General features: G+C 61.1%; 20 protein-coding genes. 7 read left to right on the forward strand and 13 right to left on the reverse strand.

Annotated elements, in window-relative coordinates; genetic code table 11:
- Positions 1-299 precede the first annotated feature (299 nt).
- A complete protein-coding gene (locus QK296_RS17950; RefSeq protein ID WP_003192745.1) occupies positions 300-1484 on the reverse strand; it encodes a thiolase family protein in 1185 nt (394 codons plus the stop codon).
- 209 nt (positions 1485-1693) lie between these two features.
- Positions 1694-3208 carry a polyphosphate:AMP phosphotransferase gene (pap, locus tag QK296_RS17955; protein WP_003192747.1) on the reverse strand — a complete coding sequence of 505 codons (1515 nt, stop codon included), beginning with the start codon at positions 3206-3208 and terminating at the stop codon, positions 1694-1696.
- A 154-nt stretch (positions 3209-3362) separates the two neighbouring features.
- Between pap and mnmC the strand changes: the two genes are divergently transcribed.
- The 5 genes from mnmC (at position 3363) to QK296_RS17980 (ending at position 10683) form a co-directional block, all read left to right on the forward strand.
- Positions 3363-5363, forward strand: a complete 2001-nt coding sequence (gene mnmC, locus QK296_RS17960) for a bifunctional tRNA (5-methylaminomethyl-2-thiouridine)(34)-methyltransferase MnmD/FAD-dependent 5-carboxymethylaminomethyl-2-thiouridine(34) oxidoreductase MnmC (protein WP_282391141.1) — start codon at positions 3363-3365, stop codon at positions 5361-5363.
- Between the two features lie 136 nt (positions 5364-5499).
- Positions 5500-7272 (forward strand): N-acetylglutaminylglutamine amidotransferase, encoded by a 1773-nt coding sequence (locus QK296_RS17965; protein WP_282391142.1) that lies wholly within the window; start codon positions 5500-5502, stop codon positions 7270-7272.
- Positions 7273-7275: 3 nt separating this feature from the next.
- Positions 7276-9021, forward strand: coding sequence for an N-acetylglutaminylglutamine synthetase (ngg, locus tag QK296_RS17970; RefSeq protein WP_003192752.1), 1746 nt, complete (start codon positions 7276-7278; stop codon positions 9019-9021).
- A 175-nt stretch (positions 9022-9196) separates the two neighbouring features.
- Positions 9197-10381: an osmoprotectant NAGGN system M42 family peptidase gene (locus QK296_RS17975; protein ID WP_282391143.1), complete on the forward strand. Its 1185-nt coding sequence runs from the start codon at positions 9197-9199 to the stop codon at positions 10379-10381.
- Between the two features lie 74 nt (positions 10382-10455).
- Positions 10456-10683: a YheU family protein gene (locus QK296_RS17980; protein ID WP_003192759.1), complete on the forward strand. Its 228-nt coding sequence runs from the start codon at positions 10456-10458 to the stop codon at positions 10681-10683.
- Between the two features lie 10 nt (positions 10684-10693).
- Here the strand turns inward: QK296_RS17980 and csrA are convergent, their stop codons facing one another.
- Both csrA and QK296_RS17990 read right to left on the reverse strand, forming a co-directional pair.
- A complete protein-coding gene (gene csrA, locus QK296_RS17985) occupies positions 10694-10897 on the reverse strand; it encodes a carbon storage regulator CsrA (RefSeq protein WP_003192762.1) in 204 nt (67 codons plus the stop codon).
- A gap of 127 nt (positions 10898-11024) precedes the next feature.
- Entirely contained in the window at positions 11025-11840 is an 816-nt protein-coding gene (locus tag QK296_RS17990) for an SDR family oxidoreductase (protein ID WP_003192765.1), read from the reverse strand.
- Between the two features lie 328 nt (positions 11841-12168).
- Here QK296_RS17990 and QK296_RS17995 point away from each other — a divergent pair, with 328 nt between their 5' ends.
- Positions 12169-12321, forward strand: coding sequence for a DUF3309 family protein (locus QK296_RS17995; protein ID WP_003192767.1), 153 nt, complete (start codon positions 12169-12171; stop codon positions 12319-12321).
- A gap of 167 nt (positions 12322-12488) precedes the next feature.
- Here QK296_RS17995 and QK296_RS18000 read toward each other — a convergent pair whose 3' ends face one another.
- The 5 genes from QK296_RS18000 to QK296_RS18020 all read right to left on the reverse strand — a co-directional run bounded on the left by QK296_RS18000 (position 12489) and on the right by QK296_RS18020 (position 18263).
- Positions 12489-14576 (reverse strand): LTA synthase family protein, encoded by a 2088-nt coding sequence (locus tag QK296_RS18000; RefSeq protein WP_003192769.1) that lies wholly within the window; start codon positions 14574-14576, stop codon positions 12489-12491.
- 407 nt (positions 14577-14983) lie between these two features.
- Entirely contained in the window at positions 14984-15175 is a 192-nt protein-coding gene (locus QK296_RS18005) for a PLDc N-terminal domain-containing protein (protein ID WP_003192770.1), read from the reverse strand.
- A 67-nt stretch (positions 15176-15242) separates the two neighbouring features.
- Complete coding sequence (locus QK296_RS18010) at positions 15243-15773, reverse strand: hypothetical protein (protein WP_212614547.1); 531 nt, start codon at positions 15771-15773, stop codon at positions 15243-15245.
- A 41-nt stretch (positions 15774-15814) separates the two neighbouring features.
- Complete coding sequence (locus QK296_RS18015) at positions 15815-16330, reverse strand: ankyrin repeat domain-containing protein (RefSeq protein WP_003192775.1); 516 nt, start codon at positions 16328-16330, stop codon at positions 15815-15817.
- Positions 16331-16436: 106 nt separating this feature from the next.
- Entirely contained in the window at positions 16437-18263 is a 1827-nt protein-coding gene (locus QK296_RS18020) for a long-chain-acyl-CoA synthetase (RefSeq protein WP_057709809.1), read from the reverse strand.
- Between the two features lie 467 nt (positions 18264-18730).
- Between QK296_RS18020 and QK296_RS18025 the strand changes: the two genes are divergently transcribed.
- Positions 18731-19009 carry a DUF3509 domain-containing protein gene (locus QK296_RS18025; protein ID WP_003172952.1) on the forward strand — a complete coding sequence of 93 codons (279 nt, stop codon included), beginning with the start codon at positions 18731-18733 and terminating at the stop codon, positions 19007-19009.
- Positions 19010-19068: 59 nt separating this feature from the next.
- Here QK296_RS18025 and QK296_RS18030 read toward each other — a convergent pair whose 3' ends face one another.
- The 4 genes from QK296_RS18030 to aroC form a co-directional block, all read right to left on the reverse strand.
- The gene (locus QK296_RS18030) at positions 19069-19338 is read right to left on the reverse strand and encodes a helix-turn-helix transcriptional regulator (protein ID WP_003192780.1); all 270 of its coding nucleotides are present in this window, start codon (positions 19336-19338) and stop codon (positions 19069-19071) included.
- A gap of 210 nt (positions 19339-19548) precedes the next feature.
- Complete coding sequence (locus QK296_RS18035; RefSeq protein ID WP_169912598.1) at positions 19549-20079, reverse strand: acireductone dioxygenase; 531 nt, start codon at positions 20077-20079, stop codon at positions 19549-19551.
- Positions 20076-21239, reverse strand: coding sequence for an MFS transporter (locus QK296_RS18040; protein WP_282391144.1), 1164 nt, complete (start codon positions 21237-21239; stop codon positions 20076-20078). Before QK296_RS18040 ends, QK296_RS18035 begins: the two co-directional genes overlap by 4 nt.
- Before the next feature lie 75 nt (positions 21240-21314).
- On the reverse strand, positions 21315-22406 hold the full coding sequence (gene aroC, locus QK296_RS18045) for a chorismate synthase (RefSeq protein ID WP_282391145.1): 1092 nt from the start codon (positions 22404-22406) through the stop codon (positions 21315-21317).
- Positions 22407-22462: the final 56 nt, after the last annotated feature.

Genomic DNA, 22462 nt, shown 5'->3' on the forward strand with positions numbered 1-22462 from the left:
AACTGTGTTGACTGCCAGGCCGCCTTCGCGAGCAAGCCCGCTCCCACAGTTGGATGGTGGGGTGTCAGGAAGAGAAGTGTCGGCTGGCAGGCCGTCATCGCAGGCAAGCCAGCTCCCACAATTGGATCGGGGGGTGTCAGGGAGAGAAGTATCGGCTGGTAGGCCGTCATCGCAGGCAAGCCAGCTCCCACAGTTGGATCGTGGGGTGCCAGGTAGAGAAGTATCGGTTGGCAGGCCGCCATCGCAGGCAAGCCAGCTCCCACATTAGCCCTCCCACACTGGCGCTGTTCCAAACGGAGTCAGCGCACGGCTTCGAAAAGCCCGGTAGCGCCCATCCCGCCCCCCACGCACATGGTGACAATCCCGTAACGCAAATTGCGCCGTTGCAACTCGCGCACCAGGTGCCCCACCTGCCGCGAACCGGTCATGCCAAACGGATGCCCAATGGAAATCGAGCCACCGTTGACGTTGTACTTGGCATTATCAATCTCCAGGCGATTACGCGCGTAGAGGCACTGAGAAGCAAAGGCCTCATTGAGTTCCCACAGGTCGATGTCCGCCACCTGCAAGCCCTTGGCCTTGAGCAACTTGGGCACCGAGAACACCGGGCCAATGCCCATTTCATCCGGCTCGCAACCGGCCACGGTAAAACCCCGGAAAAAGGCCTTAGGCTTGAGCCCCAGTTCCAAGGCTTTTTCCAGGCTCATCACCAGGGTCATCGACGCACCGTCGGAAAGCTGCGAGGAGTTACCTGCCGTCACCGACCCATCCTCGGCAAATACCGGCTTCAAGCCGCTGAGGCTCGCCAGGGTGGTGTCCGGGCGGTTGCAGTCATCCCGGTCGACCACGCCGTCCAGGATCTGCACCGCGCCAGTGTTCTTATCCTCGACCTTGTACTTGACCGCCATCGGCACGATTTCATCATTGAACAAGCCATCAGCCTGGGCCTGGGCAGTGCGCTGCTGGCTTTGCAGCGCGTAAAGGTCCTGGTCTTCGCGGCTGACGTGATAACGCCGCGCAACGATTTCGGCGGTCTGGCCCATGGGGAAGTAAATGCCCGGCACCTGTTCTTTAAGCAGCGGGTTGATCAGGTTATCGGTGTTGACGCTCTTCATGGTCAGGCTGATGGACTCCACGCCACCGGCGACAATGATGTCGCTGCAACCCGAAGCGATCTGGTTGGCGGCAATGGCAATCGCCTGCAAGCCCGAGGAACAGAAACGGTTGAGGGTCATGCCCGCCGTACCGGTACCCAGTTGCGAAAGCACCGCCACGTTACGCCCGATGTTATAGCCCTGGGCGCCTTCGTTGGAGCCGGCACCGACAATGCAATCTTCCACCGTCGCCGGGTCGATACCGTTGCGGGCCAGCAGCGCATTGACACAATGGGCCGCCATGTCATCGGGACGGGTCTGGTTGAACTTGCCGCGAAAGGATTTGGCCAGGCCGGTTCGCACGCTGTCGACGATCACTACTTCACGCATGGGCTACCTCGATCTTGTGGTTGTGGGTCGAGGATAGAGCCGGGCCGGGCCGACTGCGATGATCATTCACTGCGTGGATGCAAAAGCATGGGGTCTCTATGGTTCTCTGTAGGAGCGAGCTTGCTCGCGAAAAACTAATAGGCGCCGCGTTCACTCAGGAAGCACGCGTTATCGTTGACGTTTTTCGCGAGCAAGCTCGCTCCTACAGGCTATTTCTTTTTCTTTTTGTCGTGCTTGTCGGTTTTATCAAACGCCTCTTCCAGCGCACGGTTGATGGTGCGCAGCACCTTGACCCGCGCCCAGCGCTTGTCGTTGGCTTCCACCAGCGTCCAGGGCGCCACCTCGGTGCTGGTGCGGTCAACCATGTCGCCCACCGCCGCGCGATAGTCGTCCCACTTGTCGCGGTTGCGCCAGTCGTCTTCGGTGATCTTGAAGCGTTTGAAGGGGATTTCTTCACGGGCCTGGAAGCGCTCCAGCTGCGTCTCCTTGTCGATAGCCAGCCAGAACTTGACCACGATCACCCCCGCATCGCGTAGCTGCTCTTCAAAGTCATTGATCTCGCCATAGGCACGCATCCAGTCTGCCGGGGTGCAGAAACCTTCGATACGCTCCACCAGCACGCGGCCGTACCAGGAGCGGTCAAACACGGTGAACATGCCGCGCGCCGGGATCTTCTGCCAGAACCGCCATAGATACGGCTGGGCGCGTTCGTCTTCGCTGGGCGCGGCAATCGGCACGATGTGGTACTGACGCGGGTCCAGTGCCGCCGCCACCCGACGGATCGCCCCGCCCTTGCCCGCCGCGTCGTTGCCCTCGAACACACTCACCAGGGCGTGCTTGCGCATGCGTTTGTCGCGCATCAGGCCAGAGAAGCGTGCCTGTTCGGTAATCAGTTGTTCTTCGTAATCGTCCTTGTCCAGGCGCAGGGTCATGTCGAGGCTGTCGAGCAGGCTCTTTTGGTCCACCGAGGCCAGCAACGGCGCCGGGTTCATGCCGCTGGCCTTGACCTTGGCCTGCTTCAGGGCACTTTGCAGCCCATCCAGCAGGATCTTGCCCACGGTCAGCCCACGGTAATGCGGGTCGACACCTTCGATCACATGCCACGGCGCGTAATCGCGGCTGGTACGGCGCAGCACGCGCTCACCGAAATGCACGAACTTGTCGTAGGTCTTGGACTGCTGCCAGTCCAATGGGCTGATGCGCCAGCTGTGCAGCGGGTCGTCGGCCAGGGCCTTGAGGCGCGCCTTCATCTGTTTTTTGGACAGGTGGAACCAGAACTTGAAGATCAGCGCACCTTCATCGCAGAGCATCTTTTCCAGACGCTCGGCGCCGGCGATGGCCTGGTCCAGGCGCGCATCCTTGATCTGCCCATGCACGCGGCCTTGCAGCATCTGGCTGTACCAGTTGCCGAAGAAAATGCCCATGCGGCCCTTGGCCGGCAGTTGCCGCCAGTAGCGCCAGGCCGGTGGGCGCGCCAGTTCTTCGTCGGTCTGCTGGTCGAAGGTGCGCACTTCGATCAGGCGCGGGTCCATCCATTCATTGAGCAGCTTGACGGTTTCACCCTTGCCCGCGCCCTCGATGCCGTTGATCAGGATGATCACCGGGAAGCGCTTCTGCTGTTGCAGCTCGTATTGAACTTCCAGCAAGGCTTCACGCAGGGCCGGCACTTCGGCGTCGTAGGTGTCTTTGTCGATGGCGTGACCGATTTCGGCGGATTCGAACATGGGCAGCTCCGTTTCAAGATGGCTCAAGACTAGCGGATTGGGCCAAGACACGCGCAAGGAAATACACCCCAGCCTTGCCATGGATCAATTCAACACCTGTTGATCGGCTAGAATGGCCGCCTTGTCTTTGCCCGCTTTCATTTTATGAGCCGCCATGAACCCCATCACCCACGCCCAGCTCGACTGGGATGATCAAGGCCGCCCGCATTCGCGGGTATTCGACGACGTGTATTTTTCCGACCAGTCAGGCCTTGAAGAAACCCGCTACGTGTTCCTGGAGCAGAACCGCTTGCAGGAACGCTTCGCCGCCTTGCCAACAGGTGGGCGCCTGGTGATTGGCGAGACCGGCTTCGGCACCGGTTTGAACTTCCTCTGCGCCTGGCAGTTGTTCGAACAGCACGCAGTCGCCGGTGCGCGGCTGCACTTTGTCAGCGTGGAAAAATACCCCCTCAGCCATGCCGACCTGCAACGCGCCCTCGCCCTCTGGCCCGAACTGCAACCCTTGGCCGAGCAACTGCTGACGCAATACATTGCCATCCACCAGGGTTTCCAGCGCCTGGTACTGGACAATGGCCGCGTGACCCTGACCCTGTTGATCGGTGATGCGCTGGAACAGTTGCCGCAACTGGACGCCCAGGTCGATGCGTGGTTTCTCGACGGGTTCGCCCCGGCGAAAAACCCCGACATGTGGACCGCTGAGCTGTTCGCCCAACTGGCGCGCCTGACGGCACCGGGCTCGACCATCAGCACCTTCACCAGCACCGGCTGGGTAAGGCGGTTGATCAATGCCGCCGGGTTCAAGATGAAACGCACGCCAGGCATCGGCCATAAGTGGGAGATCCTGCGTGGGGAGTTTGTCGGTTGGCCCGCCGACTTACCCGCGCCGCCCCCACGTAAACCCTGGTTCGCCCGGCCACCCGCCATCGAGGGTGAACGTCACGCCCTGGTCATCGGCGGTGGCCTGGCCGGTTGCGCGACCGCCGCCAGCCTCGCCGCCCGTGGCTGGCGTGTCAGCCTGCTGGAGCGCCACGCCGGCCTGGCACAGGAAGCTTCGGGCAACCCACAGGGTGTGTTGTACCTCAAGCTTTCGGCCCATGGCACGGCCTTGTCCCAACTGATACTCAGCGGTTTTGGCCACACCCGGCGTCTGCTGGAACACTTGCACCGAGGCGTCGATTGGGACGGCTGTGGCGTGTTGCAACTGGCGTTTGATGCCAAAGAGAGCCAGCGTCAGGCTCAATTGGCACACGCCTTCGCTCCAGACCTGCTGCACCTGCTGGACCGCGAGCAGGCGCAGCAAAAGGCGGGAATCGAACTGGCCCACGGCGGGTTGTTTTTTCCACAGGGCGGTTGGGTGCATCCACCCGCGCTGTGCCAGTGGCAGGCGAAACATCCCCTGATTGAAGTGCTCACCCACCACGAGGCACTGGAACTGCACCGGCTCGACGACCAGTGGCAAGCCCGCGCCGGTGACCGCGTGCTGGCCAGCGCCAGTGTCGTGGTGCTCGCCGGGGCTGCGGAGATCAAGCGTTTCCCCTTCAGTGCCGACATGCCGCTCAAGCGCATCCGTGGGCAGATCACGCGGCTGGCGCAAACCCCGGCAAGTAAGGCCCTGGCCACTGTCGTCTGTGCCGAGGGCTACGTCGCACCGGCTCGGCTTGGCGAACACACCCTGGGCGCCAGTTTTGACTTCACCAATCAGGACCTCACGCCCACGCCCGCCGAACACCACGGCAACCTGCAGATGCTGGGTGAGATTTCTACCGACCTGCTGCAGCGCCTGGGTGCTGATCGCTTGGCGCCCGAACAGCTGGAGGGCCGTGCCGCGTTTCGTTGTACCAGCCCTGACTATCTGCCCATCGTTGGGCCACTGGCTGACCATGCGGCGTTTGAGCAGGCTTATGCGGTACTGGGCAAAGACGCCCGGCAAGTGCCGCAAACGCCATGCCCGTGGTTGCCGGGGCTCTATCTGAACAGCGGCCATGGCTCGCGCGGCCTGATCACTGCGCCGTTGTGCGGCGAACTGCTGGCTGCTTGGCTGAGTGATGAGCCCCTGCCAGTGCCAACCAGCGTAGCCGAGGCTTGCCATCCCAACCGCTTTGCCCTGCGGGCTCTGGTTCGAGGCCAAGCCGCGCCCCGCAAAGAGACCGATTGATGGCAAAGTGGTTAGCGGCCTTATAACTTATCGGTCTAAAACTCCACGCATAGCACTGGGTCAGTTTCTGGGTACGCGCCCTTTTGGGCGTATTGAGTGTTGACCCCTCCCCAACGGAAAAACCGGTAAGGAACTTATGTGTGGATTAGCTGGCGAGTTACGCTTTGATCATCAACCTGCCGACCTGGCAGCCGTAGAACGCATCACCCATCACCTCGCCCCCCGAGGCCCCGACGCCTGGGGTTTTCATGCCCAAGGGCCGATTGCCCTGGGCCACCGCCGCCTGAAAATCATGGACCTGTCAGACGGCTCCGCCCAGCCGATGGTCGACGCCCACCTGGGGCTGTCCCTGGCCTTCAATGGCGCTATCTATAATTTCCCGGAGCTGCGCCAAGAGCTGGAAGCCCTGGGTTACGCCTTCTATTCCGGTGGCGACACCGAAGTGTTGCTCAAGGGTTATCACGCCTGGGGCGAAGCGTTGCTGCCCAAGCTCAACGGCATGTTCGCCTTTGCCATTTGGGAGCGTGATGCCCAGCGCCTGTTCATCGCCCGCGACCGTCTGGGGGTCAAACCTCTGTACCTGTCGCGCACCGGCCAGCGCCTGCGCTTTGCCTCGGCGTTACCCGCGTTGCTCAAGGGCGGTGACATCAACCCGATCCTCGATCCGGTCGCCCTCAACCACTACCTGAATTTCCACGCCGTGGTGCCCGCACCGCGCACGCTGTTGGCCGGCATCGAAAAGCTGCCGCCTGCCAGTTGGATGCGCATCGACGCCAGCGGCAAAACCGAACAGAAAACCTGGTGGACCCTGCCCTATGGCCCCCATGAAGATGAAAAACACCTGACCCTGGAAGACTGGACCGACCGCGTACTCGACAGCACCCGCGAAGCCGTGGCCATTCGCCAACGTGCGGCGGTGGATGTGGGTGTATTGCTGTCAGGCGGCGTCGACTCGAGCATGCTCGTCGGCCTGCTGCGCGAAGTGGGCGTGGAGGATCTGTCGACCTTCTCCATCGGTTTTGAAGACGCCGGTGGCGAACGTGGCGATGAGTTCCAGTACTCAGACCTGATCGCCAAACACTACGGCACCCATCACCACCAACTGCGCATCGCCGAAAGCGAGATCATCAAGCAACTGCCGGCCGCCTTCCGCGCCATGAGCGAGCCGATGGTCAGCCATGACTGCATCGCCTTCTACCTGCTGTCGCGGGAAGTGGCCAAGCATTGCAAAGTGGTGCAGAGCGGCCAGGGCGCCGATGAACTGTTCGCCGGTTACCACTGGTACCCACAAGTGGACGGTGCCAGCGACCCGTACGCGGCCTACCGCGAGGCGTTTTTCGACCGCAGCTACGACGACTACGCGGCGACCGTCGCGCCCCAATGGCTGACCGCCAACGACGCTGCCGGCGACTTCGTGCGCGAGCATTTCGCGATGCCGGGCGCCGACGCGGCGGTGGACAAGGCCCTGCGTCTGGACAGCACGGTGATGCTGGTGGACGACCCGGTCAAACGCGTCGACAACATGACCATGGCCTGGGGCCTGGAAGCGCGCACACCGTTCCTCGACTACCGCCTGGTAGAACTGTCGGCCCGTGTGCCGGCCCAGTTCAAGCTGCCCGACGGCGGCAAACAGGTGCTCAAGGAAGCGGCGCGTCGGGTGATCCCCAGCGAAGTCATCGACCGCAAGAAAGGCTACTTCCCCGTACCCGGCCTCAAGCACCTGCAGGGCGATACCTTGAACTGGGTGCGCGAGTTGCTGCTGGACCCGAGCCAGGATCGCGGGCTGTTCAACCCGGCCATGCTCGACCGCTTGCTCACCGACCCGCAAGGCCAACTGACCCCACTGCGCGGCTCCAAATTGTGGCAGTTGGCGGCGCTGAACCTGTGGCTGAGCGAACAAGGAATCTGATCGATGAAACCGAATGCCGCGGCTTACAGCCAACGCTTACTCAAAGGCCAGGCGCCGACCTACGAGCGCCTGCAAGCGCGCCTGGCCGAAGATGGCAGCGCGCTGGCCGCCGACCCGATTGCCGTGCATTGCGGCTGGGGCCGGTTGTTGATCGGCCACACCTTTCCCGACCCGGCAAGCCTGGCCCAGGAACTGCTCAACGAGCAGCCCGGCGAGCGCGATATCGCGCTGTACGTGGCCGCACCCCAGCAGATCCTGGGCATTGACCCGCAGCAACTGTTCCTCGACCCGTCCGACACCCTGCGCCTGTGGTTCACCGACTACCGCCCGGCCACCCGGGTGTTTCGCGGTTTTCGCATTCGCCGGGTGCAGAGCGAGGCCGACTGGCAAGCGGTCAACCACTTGTACCAGGGGCGCGGGATGCTACCCGTCGACCCGGAGCGCCTTACCCCACGCCATCAAGGCGGCCCGGTGTACTGGCTGGCCGAAGATGAAGACAGCGGCGCGGTGATTGGCAGCGTGATGGGCCTCAACCATCACAAGGCCTTCCACGACCCAGAGAATGGTTGCAGCCTCTGGTGCCTGGCCGTCGACCCTCAATGCACGCGCCCTGGCGTCGGTGAAGTGTTGGTGCGCCACTTGGTGGAGCACTTCATGAGCCGAGGCTTGAGCTATTTGGACTTGTCGGTGCTGCATGATAATCGCCAGGCCAAGAGCCTTTACGCCAAGCTGGGCTTCCGGGCGTTGACCACCTTTGCGATCAAGCGCAAGAACGGCATCAATCAACCGCTATTCCTGGGCCCGGGGCCGCAGGCGGAGTTCAACCCTTACGCGCGCATCATCGTCGAGGAAGCCCACCGGCGCGGCATTGATGTGCAGGTCGACGATGCCGATGCGGGCCTGTTCACCCTCAGCCACGGCGGGCGTCGGGTGCGTTGCCGTGAATCCCTGAGCGACCTGACCAGCGCCATCAGCATGACCCTGTGCCAGGACAAGAGCCTGACCCACAAGGTGCTCAAGGCCGCAGGCCTGCAGGTGCCGGTGCAACAGTTGGCCGGCAGTGCCGACGACAACCTGGAGTTTCTCGACGAACACCAGCGCATCGTGGTCAAGCCGCTGGACGGCGAGCAAGGCCATGGCGTCGCCGTGGATTTGCAGAGCATCGAGGAGGTGCAGCAGGCGGTTGAAGCGGCGCGCCAGTTCGACAGCCGCGTGTTGCTGGAAAGCTTCCACGAAGGCCTGGACCTGCGCATCCTGGTGATCGGTTTTGAAGTGGTCGCGGCTGCGATTCGCCGCCCTGCCGAAGTGATCGGCGACGGTCAACATTCGATTCGCGCGTTGATCCAGGCACAAAGCCGTCGTCGCCAGGCGGCCACCGATGGCGAGAGCAAAATCCCGCTGGATGCAGAAACCGAGCGCACCCTCAAAGCCGCAGGTTACGACTACAACAGCATCCTGCCCCGTGGCGTGCAACTGGCCGTGCGACGCACCGCCAACCTGCACACCGGGGGTTGCCTGGAAGATGTCACGGCGATCTTGCATCCGACGCTGGTGGACGCGGCTGTCCGCGCGGCCCGTGCCCTGGATATTCCCATGGTCGGCCTGGACCTGATGGTGCCTGCGGCCGACCAGCCAGAGTATGTCTTTATCGAAGCCAACGAACGGGCCGGCTTGGCCAACCATGAACCGCAACCTACGGCTGAGAAGTTTGTGGATTTGTTGTTTCCACACAGTCAGCCAGCTACCTGACTACCGATCGTTCCCACGCTCCGCGATCGTTCCCACGCTCCGCGTGGGAATGCAGCCTGTGACGCTCTGCGTCACCACAGCGGACGCAGAGCGTCCCTGAGCATTCCCACGCAGAGCGTGGGAACGATCGCACGATCGCAGAGCGTCGATCGCCCTCAACTCATCAGGAGTTTCCATGACCCGAACCATTCCCGAACCCGATCTCGCGTATCTGCAAAAAGTGCTGCTGGAAATGCTCGCCATTCCCAGCCCCACCGGTTTTACCGACACCATCGTGCGCTACGTCGCCGAGCGCCTGGAAGAACTCGGCATCCCGTTTGAAATGACCCGGCGCGGCACGATTCGCGCCACCCTCAAGGGCCAGAAAAACAGCCCTGACCGTGCTGTCTCCGCGCACCTGGACACCATCGGCGCCGCCGTGCGTGCGATCAAGGACAACGGGCGTCTGACCCTGGCGCCGGTGGGCTGCTGGTCGAGCCGCTTTGCCGAAGGCAGCCGTGTCAGCCTGTTCACCGATAACGGCGTGATTCGCGGCAGCGTGTTGCCGCTGATGGCTTCCGGGCACGCGTTCAACACCGCCGTGGATGAAATGCCGGTGAGCTGGGACCATGTGGAACTGCGCCTGGACGCCTACTGCGCCACGCGCGCCGACTGCGATTCCCTGGGAATCAGCGTCGGTGACTACGTGGCGTTCGACCCGCTGCCCGAGTTCACCGAAAGCGGGCATATCAGCGCCCGCCACTTGGACGACAAGGCCGGCGTCGCCGCACTGCTCGCTGCGCTCAAGGCCATCGTCGACAGTGGCCAGCCCCTGCTGATCGACTGCCACCCGCTGTTCACCATCACCGAAGAAACCGGCAGCGGTGCAGCGGCCGCCCTGCCCTGGGATGTGAGTGAGTTTGTCGGCATCGATATCGCCCCGGTCGCCCCCGGCCAGCAGTCCAGCGAACATGCGGTGAGCGTGGCCATGCAGGACTCTGGCGGGCCCTATGACTATCACCTGTCCCGCCACTTGCTGCGCCTGGCGTCAGACAACGAGCTGCCGGTGCGCCGCGATCTGTTCCGCTATTACTTCAGCGATGCGCACTCGGCAGTCACCGCCGGCCATGATATTCGCACCGCGCTGCTGGCCTTCGGTTGCGATGCCACCCATGGCTATGAGCGTACCCACATCGACAGCCTCGCCGCCCTGAGCCGCTTGCTGGGCGCCTACATCCTCAGCCCGCCGGTGTTTGCCAGCGATGCGCAACCGGCCCAGGGTTCCCTGGACCGGTTCAGTCATCAGATCGAGCATGAAACGCAAATGGAGAGCGACACCCGTGTGCCGTCGGTGGACAGCTTGGTCGGCCAGAAGTCCTGACGCTGTGTGAGTTGATACTGGCAACAAAGGTCCCGGCGCAGTAGCATCGCCGGGACCTGATACCTGAGGCTTGTATGCTGATTCCCTACGATGCACTTGAAGTCGACACCCTCACCCGCCTCATCGAAGACTTCGTCACCCGCGACGGTACCGACAATGGCGACGACACGCCCTTGGAAACCCGCGTGCTGCGCGTGCGCCAGGCGCTGACCAAAGGCCAGGCGCTGATCGTCTTCGACCCCGAGAGCGAGCAATGCCAGTTGATGCTCAAGCACGATGTGCCCAAGCACCTGTTCGACTGAACAGCGGCGCCTAAGGGTTGGGCGCCGGCACGGGATGGGTAGCTTGGCCCTCGCCTTTGAGTATCTTGCGGTACACCTCGGCGCGGTACACGTTGACGCCCACCGGCGCCTCGATGCCGAATTTCACATGAGTACCGTTCACTTCCAGGATATGCACGGTGATGTCATCGCCAATGGCGATGGCTTCGCCTGTGGCACGGCTTAAGACCAGCATGGCGGTTGTCCTTTTCCAGTAGCAGGACCCCGACCATGCCCCCTTGGCGCTGGGCCGGCAATGGCTTGCGGGAAAATCAGGCACTGCCTACGCAGGCAGGTAATTTGTCTGACAGACCGCAGCCGAATCAGCCCTTCACGGCCTGCGCCTTGGCGCGCATCTTGTCGGCCATCAGTGTCATTTCGTCATACAGCAGTTGCGGATTTTTCTGTTTCAACGCCCAAGCCATGCGGCCTTGCTCGTGGGGCAGGATCATGAACTCGCCTGCGGCCACGCGCTGGTAAATGTAGTCGGCGATATCCGCCGCCGAGATGGGCGAACTCTCAAGCAGTTTGCCCACCTGGGCCTTCATGGCTGGGGTTGGCCCACGGAAGGAGTCGAGCAGGTTGGTCTGGAAAAACGACGGGCACACCACATGAACGCCCACTTCCTGTTGCTTGAGCTCCACCAGCAGGCTCTCGGACAACGCCACCACGCCCGCCTTGGCCACGTTGTAGTTGCTCATGGCCGGGCCTTGCATCAGCGCGGCCATTGAGGCGATGTTGATGATGCGCCCCTTGCTCTTTTCCAGCAGCGGCAGGAACGCCTTGCAGCCTTTGACGACGCCCATCAGGTTGATTGCGATCTGCCAGTCCCAATCCTCCAGGGACAATTCAGCGAAGAACCCGCCCGAGGCCACACCGGCGTTGTTGACGATCACATCGATGCCGCCGAGCTTCACCTCACAGGCCTGGGCAAAGGCCGTTAGCTGGCTGTAGTCACGCACGTCACAACGCTGGGTAAAACCATCACCGCCCGCCTCGCGAACCTGCTTGAGGGTTTCCTGCAAACCGGGCTCGCTGACATCGGACAACCCCAACTGCCAGCCTTCACGAGCCCAGCGCAGAGCGATTTCGCGACCCAGGCCAGACCCGGCGCCAGTGATCATCATGCGGTTTTGCATAGGAGGTAGCCTTGTGGTTCACGAAGAAGTGACCGGCAGTGTAGCGAAGGTTTTTGCTCCACCCACGCACCATCAGGGTGATGAATGCCCCAGGCAAACCGCGGGCTCGGTAGCAGCTGCGCGCATAGACTAAGTTCAATTTTTTTCAACTGATTAGTTCAAGTTGCGCACGCGTTAAAAGAAATAAGCGACCCATCAAAATGTTTTATAAAAACAATGAATTTTCTGCGAAGTGGCAGAGTCGGAATGGGTAAGGCGTCCCACTGTACATGGACGAACCAACGGTTAAACAGCCGGTTTTTGCAAAGAACCTATAAGGAATAAAACCATGAGCCTCATTCTGATTATTATCCTGATCCTCCTGCTGGTCGGTGGCCTGCCGGTGTTCCCGCACTCGCGTAACTGGGGTTATGGACCGTCGGGTATCCTGGGTGTGGTACTGGTTGTTCTGCTGGTGCTGTTGTTGCTCGGCAAGATATAAACGCCGCGTTTTTGTAGGAGCGAGCTTGCTCGCGAAACACTCACAGGCGCCGCGTTTATTCAGAACGCACGCGTTTTCGTTGATGTTTTTCGCGAGCAAGCTCGCTCCTACAATTGAGAAGCAAAAAAAGAGGCCTTCTAGAAGGCCTCTTTTTTATTGCCGGTCAGTTAGTCCGGCTTACCGTCCACCACACCTGCGGTGTTATCCAGCAGGCTCTTGGTCGCGGTTTGCAGGAACGACTCGAGTTTCTGCTTGAGTGCGGCTTCGTCCGGCGACTCTGGAATCACCTTGCCATTCGGCTCGGCGCCCAGGGTGTATTCCCACAACTTGGGTGGCATTTCCTTGGGCAATACCAGTACGCGGTCGCCGGTGAGCAAGGCCACGGTCTGGTCGCTGCCCGATGGCTTGATCACGCCGAAACCTTTATCACCTTCCGGCAGGTTCAGCAGGTCACGGCCCCAGCACTGGTGCAAGGTATCGCCGCCCAGGCGGCCCATGATGGTGGGCACGATGTCGATCTGGGTGCCCACAGTGTGGTCACGCTCACCGAACTTCTCGCGCATGCCCGGTGCAATCATCAGCATCGGCACGTTGAAGCGGCCCAGGTCCATCTCGGTGATCTGCTGCTCGTTACCGAAACCGTGGTCACCGACAATCACGAACAGGGTTTCCTTGAAGTACGGCTCCTTGCGGGCCTTTTCAAAGAACTGGCCCAGGGCCCAGTCGGAGTAGCGCATGGCCGTCAAATGCTCGTTGAGGCTGCCACGGTCGGTGACTTTCTCGACCGGCAATGGGGTCGGCAACGCGTACGGCGTGTGGTTGGACAGGGTTTGCAGCAGCGCGTAGAACGGCTTGCCGCCTTCGCGTGCCTTCAGTTCTTCCAGGCCACGGTTGAACATGTCCTGGTCGGACACGCCCCAGGTCGGGTCGGAGAACACCGGGTTGACGAAGTCATTGCGGCCGATGAAGTTGGTCATGCCCTGGTTGCTGAAGAAGCCCGATTGGTTGTCCCAGGCGAAATCGCCGTTGTAGACATACACATCGTCGAAATCACGCGCACTGAGCAGCTGCGGCAGGCCCGACAGCTTGTGGCTGCCTTCCGGGGTCTGCATCAGGTATTCGAAACCCGGCAGGTTCGGGAAGCAGGCCATGGTGGCGAACATACCCTGGTGGGTGTGGGTGCCGTTGGAGAAGAAGCGGTCGAACAGCAGGCCCTCTTGGGTCAGCTTGTCGAAGTACGGGGTGATATTGCCCGGACGTCCCAATGCGCCCACCGAGTGACCGGCGAAGCTTTCCATCAGGATGACCACGACGTTCTTGATCGGCAGGGTTTTCTCGGCCGGTGGCGTGAAGTCACGGCGTACCGCAGCGGTGTCGGTGTCTACCAGCTTCTCTTGCGGCAGCACCAGCATGTCGCGCACGGTCTGGGTGGCCAGCGGTTGTTCCAGAGTGGCCTTCCAGATGTTGGCGCGGTCTTCACCGAAGCGCGCCTTGGCCGCCGCGATCAGCGACAAGGTGCCATTGAGGCCCAACTGGTTGGCGAAGTTCGAATCGGTGGTGTAGACATCACCCCAACGCAGCGGTGGCCCCTGGCGCAGGGTGCCACGGATGGCGACCACGGCAACCAGCAGGCAGACCATGAACACCGCGGTGCGGCCGTACCACGGCGCCACCTGGCGAGTGCTGATCGTGCCGCCGCTGAACGGGCCACGGGGGCGCGTTGCGCGGTCAGCGCCCTTGAAGGCCATGCTCAGGATCAGCGTGCCCACGGCCCAGGCCAGCAGGTAGCGCACCACCGGGAAACCGTACCAGAGCATGCTCATCACGGTTTTCGGGTCTTCCTTCACATACTGAAAGACCAGGCCGTTGAGGCGCTGGTGGAATTCGCGGTAGAAATCCATCTCCATAAGACCGAGGAACAGCGCAATGCTGGACACAACGGTCAGCCACAAACGGAAGAAGCCTCGTGCCGCCATGGCCCGTACGCTGAACACAGCCAGCAACAGCGGGATCAGCGCGTATGTCACAAAACGAATGTCGAAGCGGGTGCCGTTGACGAACGCTTCCAGGAACGTCGAAGCCGGCGTATCCAGGATCATCTCGCGGTTGTAGACCAGCAACGCCAGGCGCAGCAGGGAGAACATCACCATCATGACCAGTGCGCAGAGCAGCGTGTACGCCAGATGGGATTTGACGGTCGGTTGCAGCAGGCGATTTGAAGCTCGCTGCTGATTCAGGGCGTCCGGGTTTGCCATGTCGTTTTAGGACCCATTGGAAGTTTAAGTTGCGAAATAATGCAGTGGCGTCCGTCCCTCGCCCAGGCTGGCTGGGGTAGGCGGTTAACGCGGTGGCACAAATGGTGCCCGATCAAGGCCGGCAAGGCTATTAATTACTGAACGTAAGGCACGGCCCTGCCTTTAAGGGCACTGGAGATAGAGCCCTGGCAGCCGGTTAAAGCCGGCGAATTGTCTTGGATGGGATGTGAAAATTTCGTGCGGCGAATAGTTTCGACACACAAATATGGTTAATACAGTGCCCCCCTGTGGGAGCTGGCTTGCCTGCGATAGCGGTGGGTCAGCTTGCATCGTTTTGATTGACACACCGCAATCGCAGGCAAGCCAGCTCCCACATTGACTGTGCCCACTCCAAATCGAGTAGGTCGTCAGATCCGCACGTTACCGCGCGGCCCGGCGATAGCCCAGATGATCAGGCCCAGCACGGGCAACAGCAGGATCAACAGGATCCACAGCACTTTGGCGCCGGTGCTGGCGCCGCTTTTGAACACGTTGATGATCGCCCAGATATCCAGCGCGAGGATAATCAGGCCAATCAGGCTATTAAACGTGGAACCCATGGTGTCGCTCCTAAGTGAGGGCATGCCCTTGTAGGATAGTCAGCCTTGGCGGGGGTTCCGTTTTATTTCAGACGTGTACGGCAATCTTCAAGGCTTCAAGCGAGGGCTCGGCCTTGATGCCGACTTCGGCACACAGTTCCAGCACCCGCGGCAGGTCGTTGCCGAACACCAGCACCGCCTGGATCTCGTCGTCCAGCAACTGGCTGAAATTCACCAGCACATAACCGCCGTCTTCCGGGCTCAGGGCGCTAATCTGGATCTGGATGCGGTTCAGCGCGGTCAGGTCTTCGGTCTTGGCCAGTTGCTTGGGCTTGAGGTTGAACGCCACACCCGGACCGAACGACGCGACGATCTGGGCAAACAGGTCGCCATAGGTATCGGCCTGGAACAACACCGTGTCCGGTAGGCTACCCACTACCACCCACTCCCCCAGCGGGATCGGGAAGCTGTCGTCGTAGTTGATATCCGGGTTGGCCGCCAGGAACGCCGCCGGGGCCGCGTAGGCCTGGGCCGCTTCGTCGGCGATACGCGCTACTTCGTCCTCACCCATGACGCCGGCGCTGATTTTACTGATGAGTTCGACGAGGGCGGTTTTCATGGGGCGATCCTGTAACGGGCAAGTTTTGAAGGGCGCGTAGCCTACACCAGTTTCTGCAACTGCGCCGCCGTATCCACCGCGCCCATGGTCTGCGCCGCCGCCAGCGCTGTCGCGCCTTGTGCATCGGTGGCCTTGGGATTTGCGCCTTTACCGAGCAGGTAATCAACCATGTCAACGCGGTTGAACATCGCCGCCATCATCAACGCCGTACGCCCGTCCGAGGAGGCCGCGTCAATCGGCGTGCCGCCTTCGATCAACGCCTGGACCACCGGCAGGTTGCCTTTGAACGCCGCACCGGCAATCGGCAACTGGTTCTTGTCGTTGGCGATCAGGGGGTCAGCCTTGAACTCCAGCAGCACTTTAACCGCCTCGGCATGGCCGTGGTAAGCCGCGAGCATCAACAAGGTGTCGCCATTGTGATTACGAAAGTTGGCCGGCAGGCCTTTGGCCAACAGCGCGGCGAGCATCGCGGCATCGCCGCGACGGGCCACGTCGAAGACTTGCTCGGCAAATTCGGCGGCTTCGTCTTCGGTCATTTGTTTAGGCTGTTCTGACATGGGGGCTCCTTGCTGAGGCGACTGATATAACTGTTTAAGGCGCCCAGTGTCGCGAGGGAGTTCCCCGGTGTCATGGCTTTTTTGTCAAAAGCCGCCATAGCCAGAATCAATAACGGAATTGGCCGCCCTGGATCTGCGCCAGCAATTGCCCGGTCACCGGCACATAGCTGTCCGAACCCGGCAACCAGGCGTAGACCGGGTCATTGCCAGCCTTGTCCGGGTCGAACCCTTGCTCCTTGAGCTTCACTTTCTGGTACTTGAACGTGCCGGTGGTTTCCATCTTCACCTTGATCCGCAAAAACAACGGCACCGCATAAGGGGGCAGCTGGCCGTGGGCAAATTGCAGCAGTTCGCGCATGTCCAGGCTGGCCAGGGATTCGCTGGGGGTGATGGCGACCATGCCGGCGCGGCCGTTGGTGTTGTCGATCTCGACGCCATAGGCCACCACTTCAGCGATCTGCGGGTGTTTGAGCAGGACGTTTTCCACCTCGGTGGTCGAGACGTTTTCGCCCTTCCAGCGATAGGTATCCCCCAGGCGATCGACAAATTGCGCATGGCCGAAACCGATACTGCGCACCAGGTCACCGGTGTTGAAATAGCGATCGCCTTTTTCGAATACGTCGGTCAGTACCACCTTGCGGTTTTTTTCCGGATCGGTATAGCCGTCGAAGGGCGACTTATCATCAATGCGCGCCAATAACAGGCCCTGCCCGCCGGTGGGCACCTTGACCATGAACCCATCGCTGCCGCGCAGCGGTTCACCAGTGTCATGGGCGTAATCCACCAGCGCCCAATGCTGCAGGCAAAAGCCGATGGTGTTGTCAAAATTCAGTATGTTGGTAAAGCCGATATTGCCGTCGCTGGCGGCATACAGCTCGCAGATATGCTCCACACCATAACGCTGCTTGAACTGCGCCCACACACCAGGGCGCAAGCCGTTGCCGACCATCTTGGTCACCTGATTATCGCGGTCCTGCGCACTGGCAGGCTGGTCGAGCAGATAGCGGCACAGCTCACCGACATAACCCAGGGTGGTCGCCTTGAACTTGCGTGCATCGTCCCAGAACTGGCTGGCACTGAATTTGCGCCGGATGGCAAAGCCCGACGCGCCGATAATCGCCGCTCCCCAGCACACGCACAGCCCGGTGGCGTGGTACAGCGGCAAGGTGCAATAGAGGACGTCCTGCGGGCCCATGTCCAGGGCGATACTGCCGAAGCTCACGGCAGTTTTGGTCCAGCGCCCGTGCTTCATGATGCCGGCCTTGGGCAAGCCGGTGGTGCCGGAGGTGTAGATATAGAAGCAGGGGTCATTAAAGAACACCTGCGCGGAACTCACCGGGTTGTCCACCGGGCTTTCGGCGCTGGCGGCCATCAGGTCGATATAGCCATCGGGCACTGCACTGCCGGGTTGATCGGCCACGAACCAGGTGCGCTCGGCCGGGATCTGCACGTGTTCGCGCACCGCCGCGTAAGCGCCCAGCAATTCGGCACCGACCACAATGGCAACCGGGTTGACCAGGGTCAGGCTGTGTACCAACGCCCCTTGAGTTTGCGCCGTGTTGAGCATGGCGCAGATGCCGCCCAGCTTGGCCACGGCGAGCACGTTGAGCAGCAACTCGGGGCGATTTTCGATAAACAGCGCCACCACGTCACCCTTGCCGATGCCCTGGGCTTGCAGGTGGTGGGCAAGACGGTTGGCGCGCTGATTGGCGTCGCGGTAGCTGATCACGCTGTCCCCATAAAGCAGGGCAGCACCGTCAGGGTTGCGCAAGGCGGCTTGTTCGAAATGCCAGCCCAGGCCGCAGGGTTGGCCCGGGTCGGTGACGTTGGCCGCGCGCATGCCGCGCACCACCCGTGGGAGGGCCCGAACGATGGCAGGCACCTTTCGCAGCATCATGCGCCAGGTGATCATGTCGACTTGCTGATGAGTCATGGCGGGACGTCCCTTTTCTTATTCTTGGTCTGGTCCAGGTACATCGACTGGTGTAGCGGAAAATACGTCAGCGGTTCTTTGGCTGTACACGCGGGATTTGAAAAGTTTTGTATCTCGTGGCGGCCGGCCGATGCTTATCTCCCGGACACTCCACCCTCCAAATGCGGGAGCTGGCTTGTCGGGCCGCCGCATCGCTGCGATAACAGCCTGCCAGCCGAGCGGGATTTTTCCGAGCAAAAGGCGGTCAGTATCAGTACAGCCCTCCCCCTCCTCCCGAAAAAATCACCGAGCAGATAGCGCAAAATGCAGGATGCACGATGGCCCTTCATGCAAATTGCACGAAAATGAAAATCCTGTAAATTTATAAGTTGCTGATTTATAACGATTTTCTAAAAAATCCAATACTGGCACAATCACTGCACCTATCACTCCATGCTTGCCAACTTGAGCCAATGGAGCTGATAGACATGAGCCTGATCCAAGATAAATTCGCTTCGGTATTCTCCAACTACGACGTCACCACCCAGCCACGTCCGGACGGCGGCATCCTGTTGACCCTGCGCAACAGCGAAGGTAAGCAGGTCAAGCGCTCGATCTCTTATCAGCAGCTGCACACTGCCGACCAACTGACCTGGGTCATCAGCGCCATTCGTCGTGACTTGGCTGAACAAGCCAGCGAACTGCCGCAGATTTCGATGCTGCAAAGCCAGAACCGCTTTGCACTGCCGACCTATCACTCGGCCTAAGCTGGAAATCTGAAAAAGGGCCGCGACGCTACTCAGCGTCGCGGCCCTTTTTCATGCCGTTAACATAAGCCCTGGCGGGCGGCCTCATTCTTTGCCTGTACGCGGTTGGTGACATCCAACTTGCCGTAGATGTTGCGCAGATGAAATTTCACCGTGGCTTCAGAGGTGGCGCGAATCTGGCTGATTTCCCAGACCGTCTTGCCCTCGGAGGCCCATCGCAGGATTTCCAGCTCCGTGGCAGTCAGGGGCTTGCCGCACAAGCTCAGGCGTTTTCTGATAGCCGTCGGTACAATAACTAACGGGCGATACGTCTCCTCGGGGCCACTCATTGTTCTCTCCTTTATGTCTGCTGATGCGCTGCCACCTTTCGGATTCCTCCTATTGACAGATGGCATAAACATTGGCGCTGAAGAGAGAGTTACATAACGAGTGGAATCAAAGCGCACAGTGCAGAACAAACAGCTTTGCCCTACAAATAATTAAGCTTCTTCCCACAGCAACTTCCAACTTGCCAGAGTTGAACATTCAGTTATTTGTGCTTAGTCATCGAGTCCTGGAAAGCGTGTGGCAATCGCATCACAGGTCAACGAGGGCACAGCGCCCTGGGCTGTGTTGAACAAACGCAGTGTCACACAGTGCGGGTTTTCGCCCATGTCGAACCAGTGCGGTACACCGGCAGGGATGATCAGCAAGTCATTCTTCTCACAGCGCAAGCTGTACACATAGTCGCCTATGTGCAGCGTAAACAGCCCCTGGCCTGCGATGAAGAAACGCACCTCGTCTTCACTGTAGGTACGTTCATCCAGGAACTGCGCACGTAACTCGTCTTTCTGTGGATGGTCTTGGGTCACGCTGACCACTTCCACAGCGGCGTAGCCGAGGGCTTCGATCTGAGCCTGGTAGGCGGCAATCATTTCAGCATCAGTGGCGCCCTTTTCTATCAGGCTGGGCTGCCAGCGTTCAAAGCGCACACCGTGCTCGGCCAGGGTCGACTGGATATCCTCGGCATGGGTCAACACTTTGTTTGGGGTGTCCGGGGTGGCGATGGAGTAGACGGCTACATAGCTCATTGCACGGTTCCTTGGTTCGGCTCTTGCAATCGAAGGCCAATGATAATGGCGGCGGCCAGGGCCGCGAGGCTGGCGATACTGAACGTGAAGGTTGGCCCCAGCAGGTTCCAGCTGTAGCCGGAATACAGGGCGCCGAGCGCGCCGCCGGTGCCGGCCAGCGCGGCATAAAGGGCCTGGCCCTGGCCTTGCTGGCGGTCGCCGAAGCTGCGTTGCACAAAGGCAATCGCCGCTGCATGGAAGCTGCCAAACGTGGCGGCGTGCATCAGTTGCGCCACCAGCAGCAGCCAGAAAACCTCGGCAAATGAACCCAGCAGCCACCAGCGCAGCGCGGCCAGCAGGAAACTGGCGAGCAGCACCCGGCGCACCGAAAAGCGCGCAAGGATACGGCTCATGGCCAGGAACATCAGCACTTCCGCCACCACCCCCAGCGCCCACAGCAGGCCAATCACGCCACGGCTGTAGCCCAAGTGCTCCAGGTGCAAGGAGAGGAAGGTGTAATACGGGCCATGGCTCATTTGCATCAGCGCCACGCAGGCATAAAACGCCAGCACGCCTGGGCTGCGCAATTGCTTGAGGAAACCCTCACCGGCCAAGCGGTTGCCGTGGCTGGCAGGCTGCGCGTTCGGTACCCAAAGGCTGGCGCCGATGATGCCGGCCATGATCACCACGACCGCCACCGGGTAAATATCCAGGCTCAGCCAATCGAACAGCCGCCCCATGACCACCACGGTGAGGATAAAACCAATGGAGCCCCACAGACGGATCTGGCTGTAGCGTGAGGTTTGCGTGTGCAGGTGGGCCAGGGTGATGACTTCGAACTGCGGCAGCACTGCGTGCCAGAAGAACGCGTGCAGGGCCATCACCAGCGCCAGCCAGGCGTAGGTCTTGCTGACGAAAATCAGGCAGAAGCTGGCCAGGGTGCACATCGCGCCGAACCGCACGATGGCCAGGCGCCGGCCGGTGTAATCGCCGATCCAGCCCCACAGGTTGGGGGCCACGCAGCGCATCAGCATGGGGATGGCCACCAGTTCACCGATGCGTGCGCTGGAAAAACCCAGGTGATCGAAGTACAGCGCCAGGAACGGCGCGGTCGCCCCCAGCAGGGCGAAGTAAAAGAGGTAGAAGCTGGAGAGGCGCCAGTATGGCAGTGGTTGGGGCATGCTATTGGGGCTGCTTCGCAGCCCAGCGCGAGCAAGCTCGCTCGCCACAGCAAGCGCGCTCATTGCCCCAGGCGATCACAGCTGGCCCAGTATCGGGGTACTCACGCGCACATCGGCATTTTGCCCACGGTTACGCAAGAGGTGGTCCATCAGCACGATGGCCATCATGGCTTCGGCAATCGGTGTGGCGCGGATGCCGACGCACGGGTCGTGGCGGCCCTTGGTGATCACGTCCACCGGGTTGCCGTGCACATCGATCGAACGGCCTGGTGTGGTGATGCTCGACGTGGCCTTGAGCGCCAGGTGCGCCACGATCGGCTGGCCGGAAGAAATACCGCCAAGGATGCCGCCCGCGTTGTTGCTGAGGAAACCTTCAGGGGTTATCTCATCGCGATGCTCGGTACCGCGCTGGGAGACGCAGGCGAAACCAGCGCCGATTTCCACGCCTTTCACTGCGTTGATGCTCATCAGCGCATGGGCCAGTTCGGCGTCGAGGCGATCAAAGATCGGCTCGCCCAGGCCCGGCTTCACCCCTTCGGCCACGACGGTGATCTTCGCGCCGACCGAGTCCTGGTCGCGGCGCAACTGGTCCATGTAGGCTTCCAGTTCCGGCACCTTGTCCGGGTCGGGGCAGAAGAAGGCGTTGTCTTCGACGCTGTCCCAGGTCTTGAACGGGATTTCAATCGGGCCCAATTGGCTCATGTAGCCACGGATGACGATGCCCTGGGTGGCCAGGTATTTCTTGGCGATGGCGCCGGCGGCCACGCGCATGGCGGTTTCACGCGCCGAGCTGCGGCCACCGCCACGATAGTCGCGTTCGCCGTATTTGTGATGGTAGGTGTAGTCGGCATGGGCCGGGCGGAACAGGTCCTTGATCGCCGAGTAGTCCTTGGACTTCTGGTCGGTGTTGCGAATCAACAGGCCAATGGCACAGCCCGTGGTGCGGCCTTCGAACACTCCGGAGAGGATTTCGACTTCGTCCGGTTCCTGGCGCTGAGTGGTATGGCGGCTGGTGCCGGGCTTGCGGCGGTCAAGGTCGCGCTGCAGGTCGTCCAGGCTCAGCTCGAGGCCTGGTGGGCAGCCGTCGACAATGGCGACCAACGCCGGCCCATGGCTTTCGCCCGCGGTGGTGACAGTGAACAGCTTGCCGAAGGTATTGCCGGACATGCAGGGCGCTCCGTGAAATCAGTTGAATCAAGTCAACCGTAATAACTTAAGGCGGC

The organism is Pseudomonas sp. AL10, assembly GCF_029960685.1.
In the GTDB taxonomy this organism is placed as follows: Bacteria; Pseudomonadota; Gammaproteobacteria; order Pseudomonadales; family Pseudomonadaceae; genus Aquipseudomonas; species Aquipseudomonas lactis.

Bases quoted from the DNA above. Each gene is read 5' to 3' on its own strand.
- QK296_RS18005 (WP_003192770.1), bottom strand. From the start codon at position 15,175: ATGGGTTCCACGTTTAATAGCCTGATTGGCCTGATTATCCTCGCGCTG.
- QK296_RS17990 (WP_003192765.1), bottom strand. From the start codon at position 11,840: ATGCAAAACCGCATGATGATCACTGGCGCCGGGTCTGGCCTGGGTCGC.
- QK296_RS18015 (WP_003192775.1), bottom strand. From the start codon at position 16,330: ATGTCAGAACAGCCTAAACAAATGACCGAAGACGAAGCCGCCGAATTT.
- QK296_RS17950 (WP_003192745.1), bottom strand. From the start codon at position 1,484: ATGCGTGAAGTAGTGATCGTCGACAGCGTGCGAACCGGCCTGGCCAAA.
- QK296_RS18040 (WP_282391144.1), bottom strand. From the start codon at position 21,239: ATGCCCCAACCACTGCCATACTGGCGCCTCTCCAGCTTCTACCTCTTT.
- QK296_RS18030 (WP_003192780.1), bottom strand. From the start codon at position 19,338: ATGAGTGGCCCCGAGGAGACGTATCGCCCGTTAGTTATTGTACCGACG.
- QK296_RS17980 (WP_003192759.1), top strand. From the start codon at position 10,456: ATGCTGATTCCCTACGATGCACTTGAAGTCGACACCCTCACCCGCCTC.
- ngg (WP_003192752.1), top strand. From the start codon at position 7,276: ATGAAACCGAATGCCGCGGCTTACAGCCAACGCTTACTCAAAGGCCAG.
- aroC (WP_282391145.1), bottom strand. From the start codon at position 22,406: ATGTCCGGCAATACCTTCGGCAAGCTGTTCACTGTCACCACCGCGGGC.
- QK296_RS17975 (WP_282391143.1), top strand. From the start codon at position 9,197: ATGACCCGAACCATTCCCGAACCCGATCTCGCGTATCTGCAAAAAGTG.
- csrA (WP_003192762.1), bottom strand. From the start codon at position 10,897: ATGCTGGTCTTAAGCCGTGCCACAGGCGAAGCCATCGCCATTGGCGAT.
- QK296_RS18035 (WP_169912598.1), bottom strand. From the start codon at position 20,079: ATGAGCTATGTAGCCGTCTACTCCATCGCCACCCCGGACACCCCAAAC.
- QK296_RS18000 (WP_003192769.1), bottom strand. From the start codon at position 14,576: ATGGCAAACCCGGACGCCCTGAATCAGCAGCGAGCTTCAAATCGCCTG.
- pap (WP_003192747.1), bottom strand. From the start codon at position 3,208: ATGTTCGAATCCGCCGAAATCGGTCACGCCATCGACAAAGACACCTAC.
- QK296_RS17995 (WP_003192767.1), top strand. From the start codon at position 12,169: ATGAGCCTCATTCTGATTATTATCCTGATCCTCCTGCTGGTCGGTGGC.
- QK296_RS18025 (WP_003172952.1), top strand. From the start codon at position 18,731: ATGAGCCTGATCCAAGATAAATTCGCTTCGGTATTCTCCAACTACGAC.
- QK296_RS18010 (WP_212614547.1), bottom strand. From the start codon at position 15,773: ATGAAAACCGCCCTCGTCGAACTCATCAGTAAAATCAGCGCCGGCGTC.
- QK296_RS18020 (WP_057709809.1), bottom strand. From the start codon at position 18,263: ATGACTCATCAGCAAGTCGACATGATCACCTGGCGCATGATGCTGCGA.
- mnmC (WP_282391141.1), top strand. From the start codon at position 3,363: ATGAACCCCATCACCCACGCCCAGCTCGACTGGGATGATCAAGGCCGC.
- QK296_RS17965 (WP_282391142.1), top strand. From the start codon at position 5,500: ATGTGTGGATTAGCTGGCGAGTTACGCTTTGATCATCAACCTGCCGAC.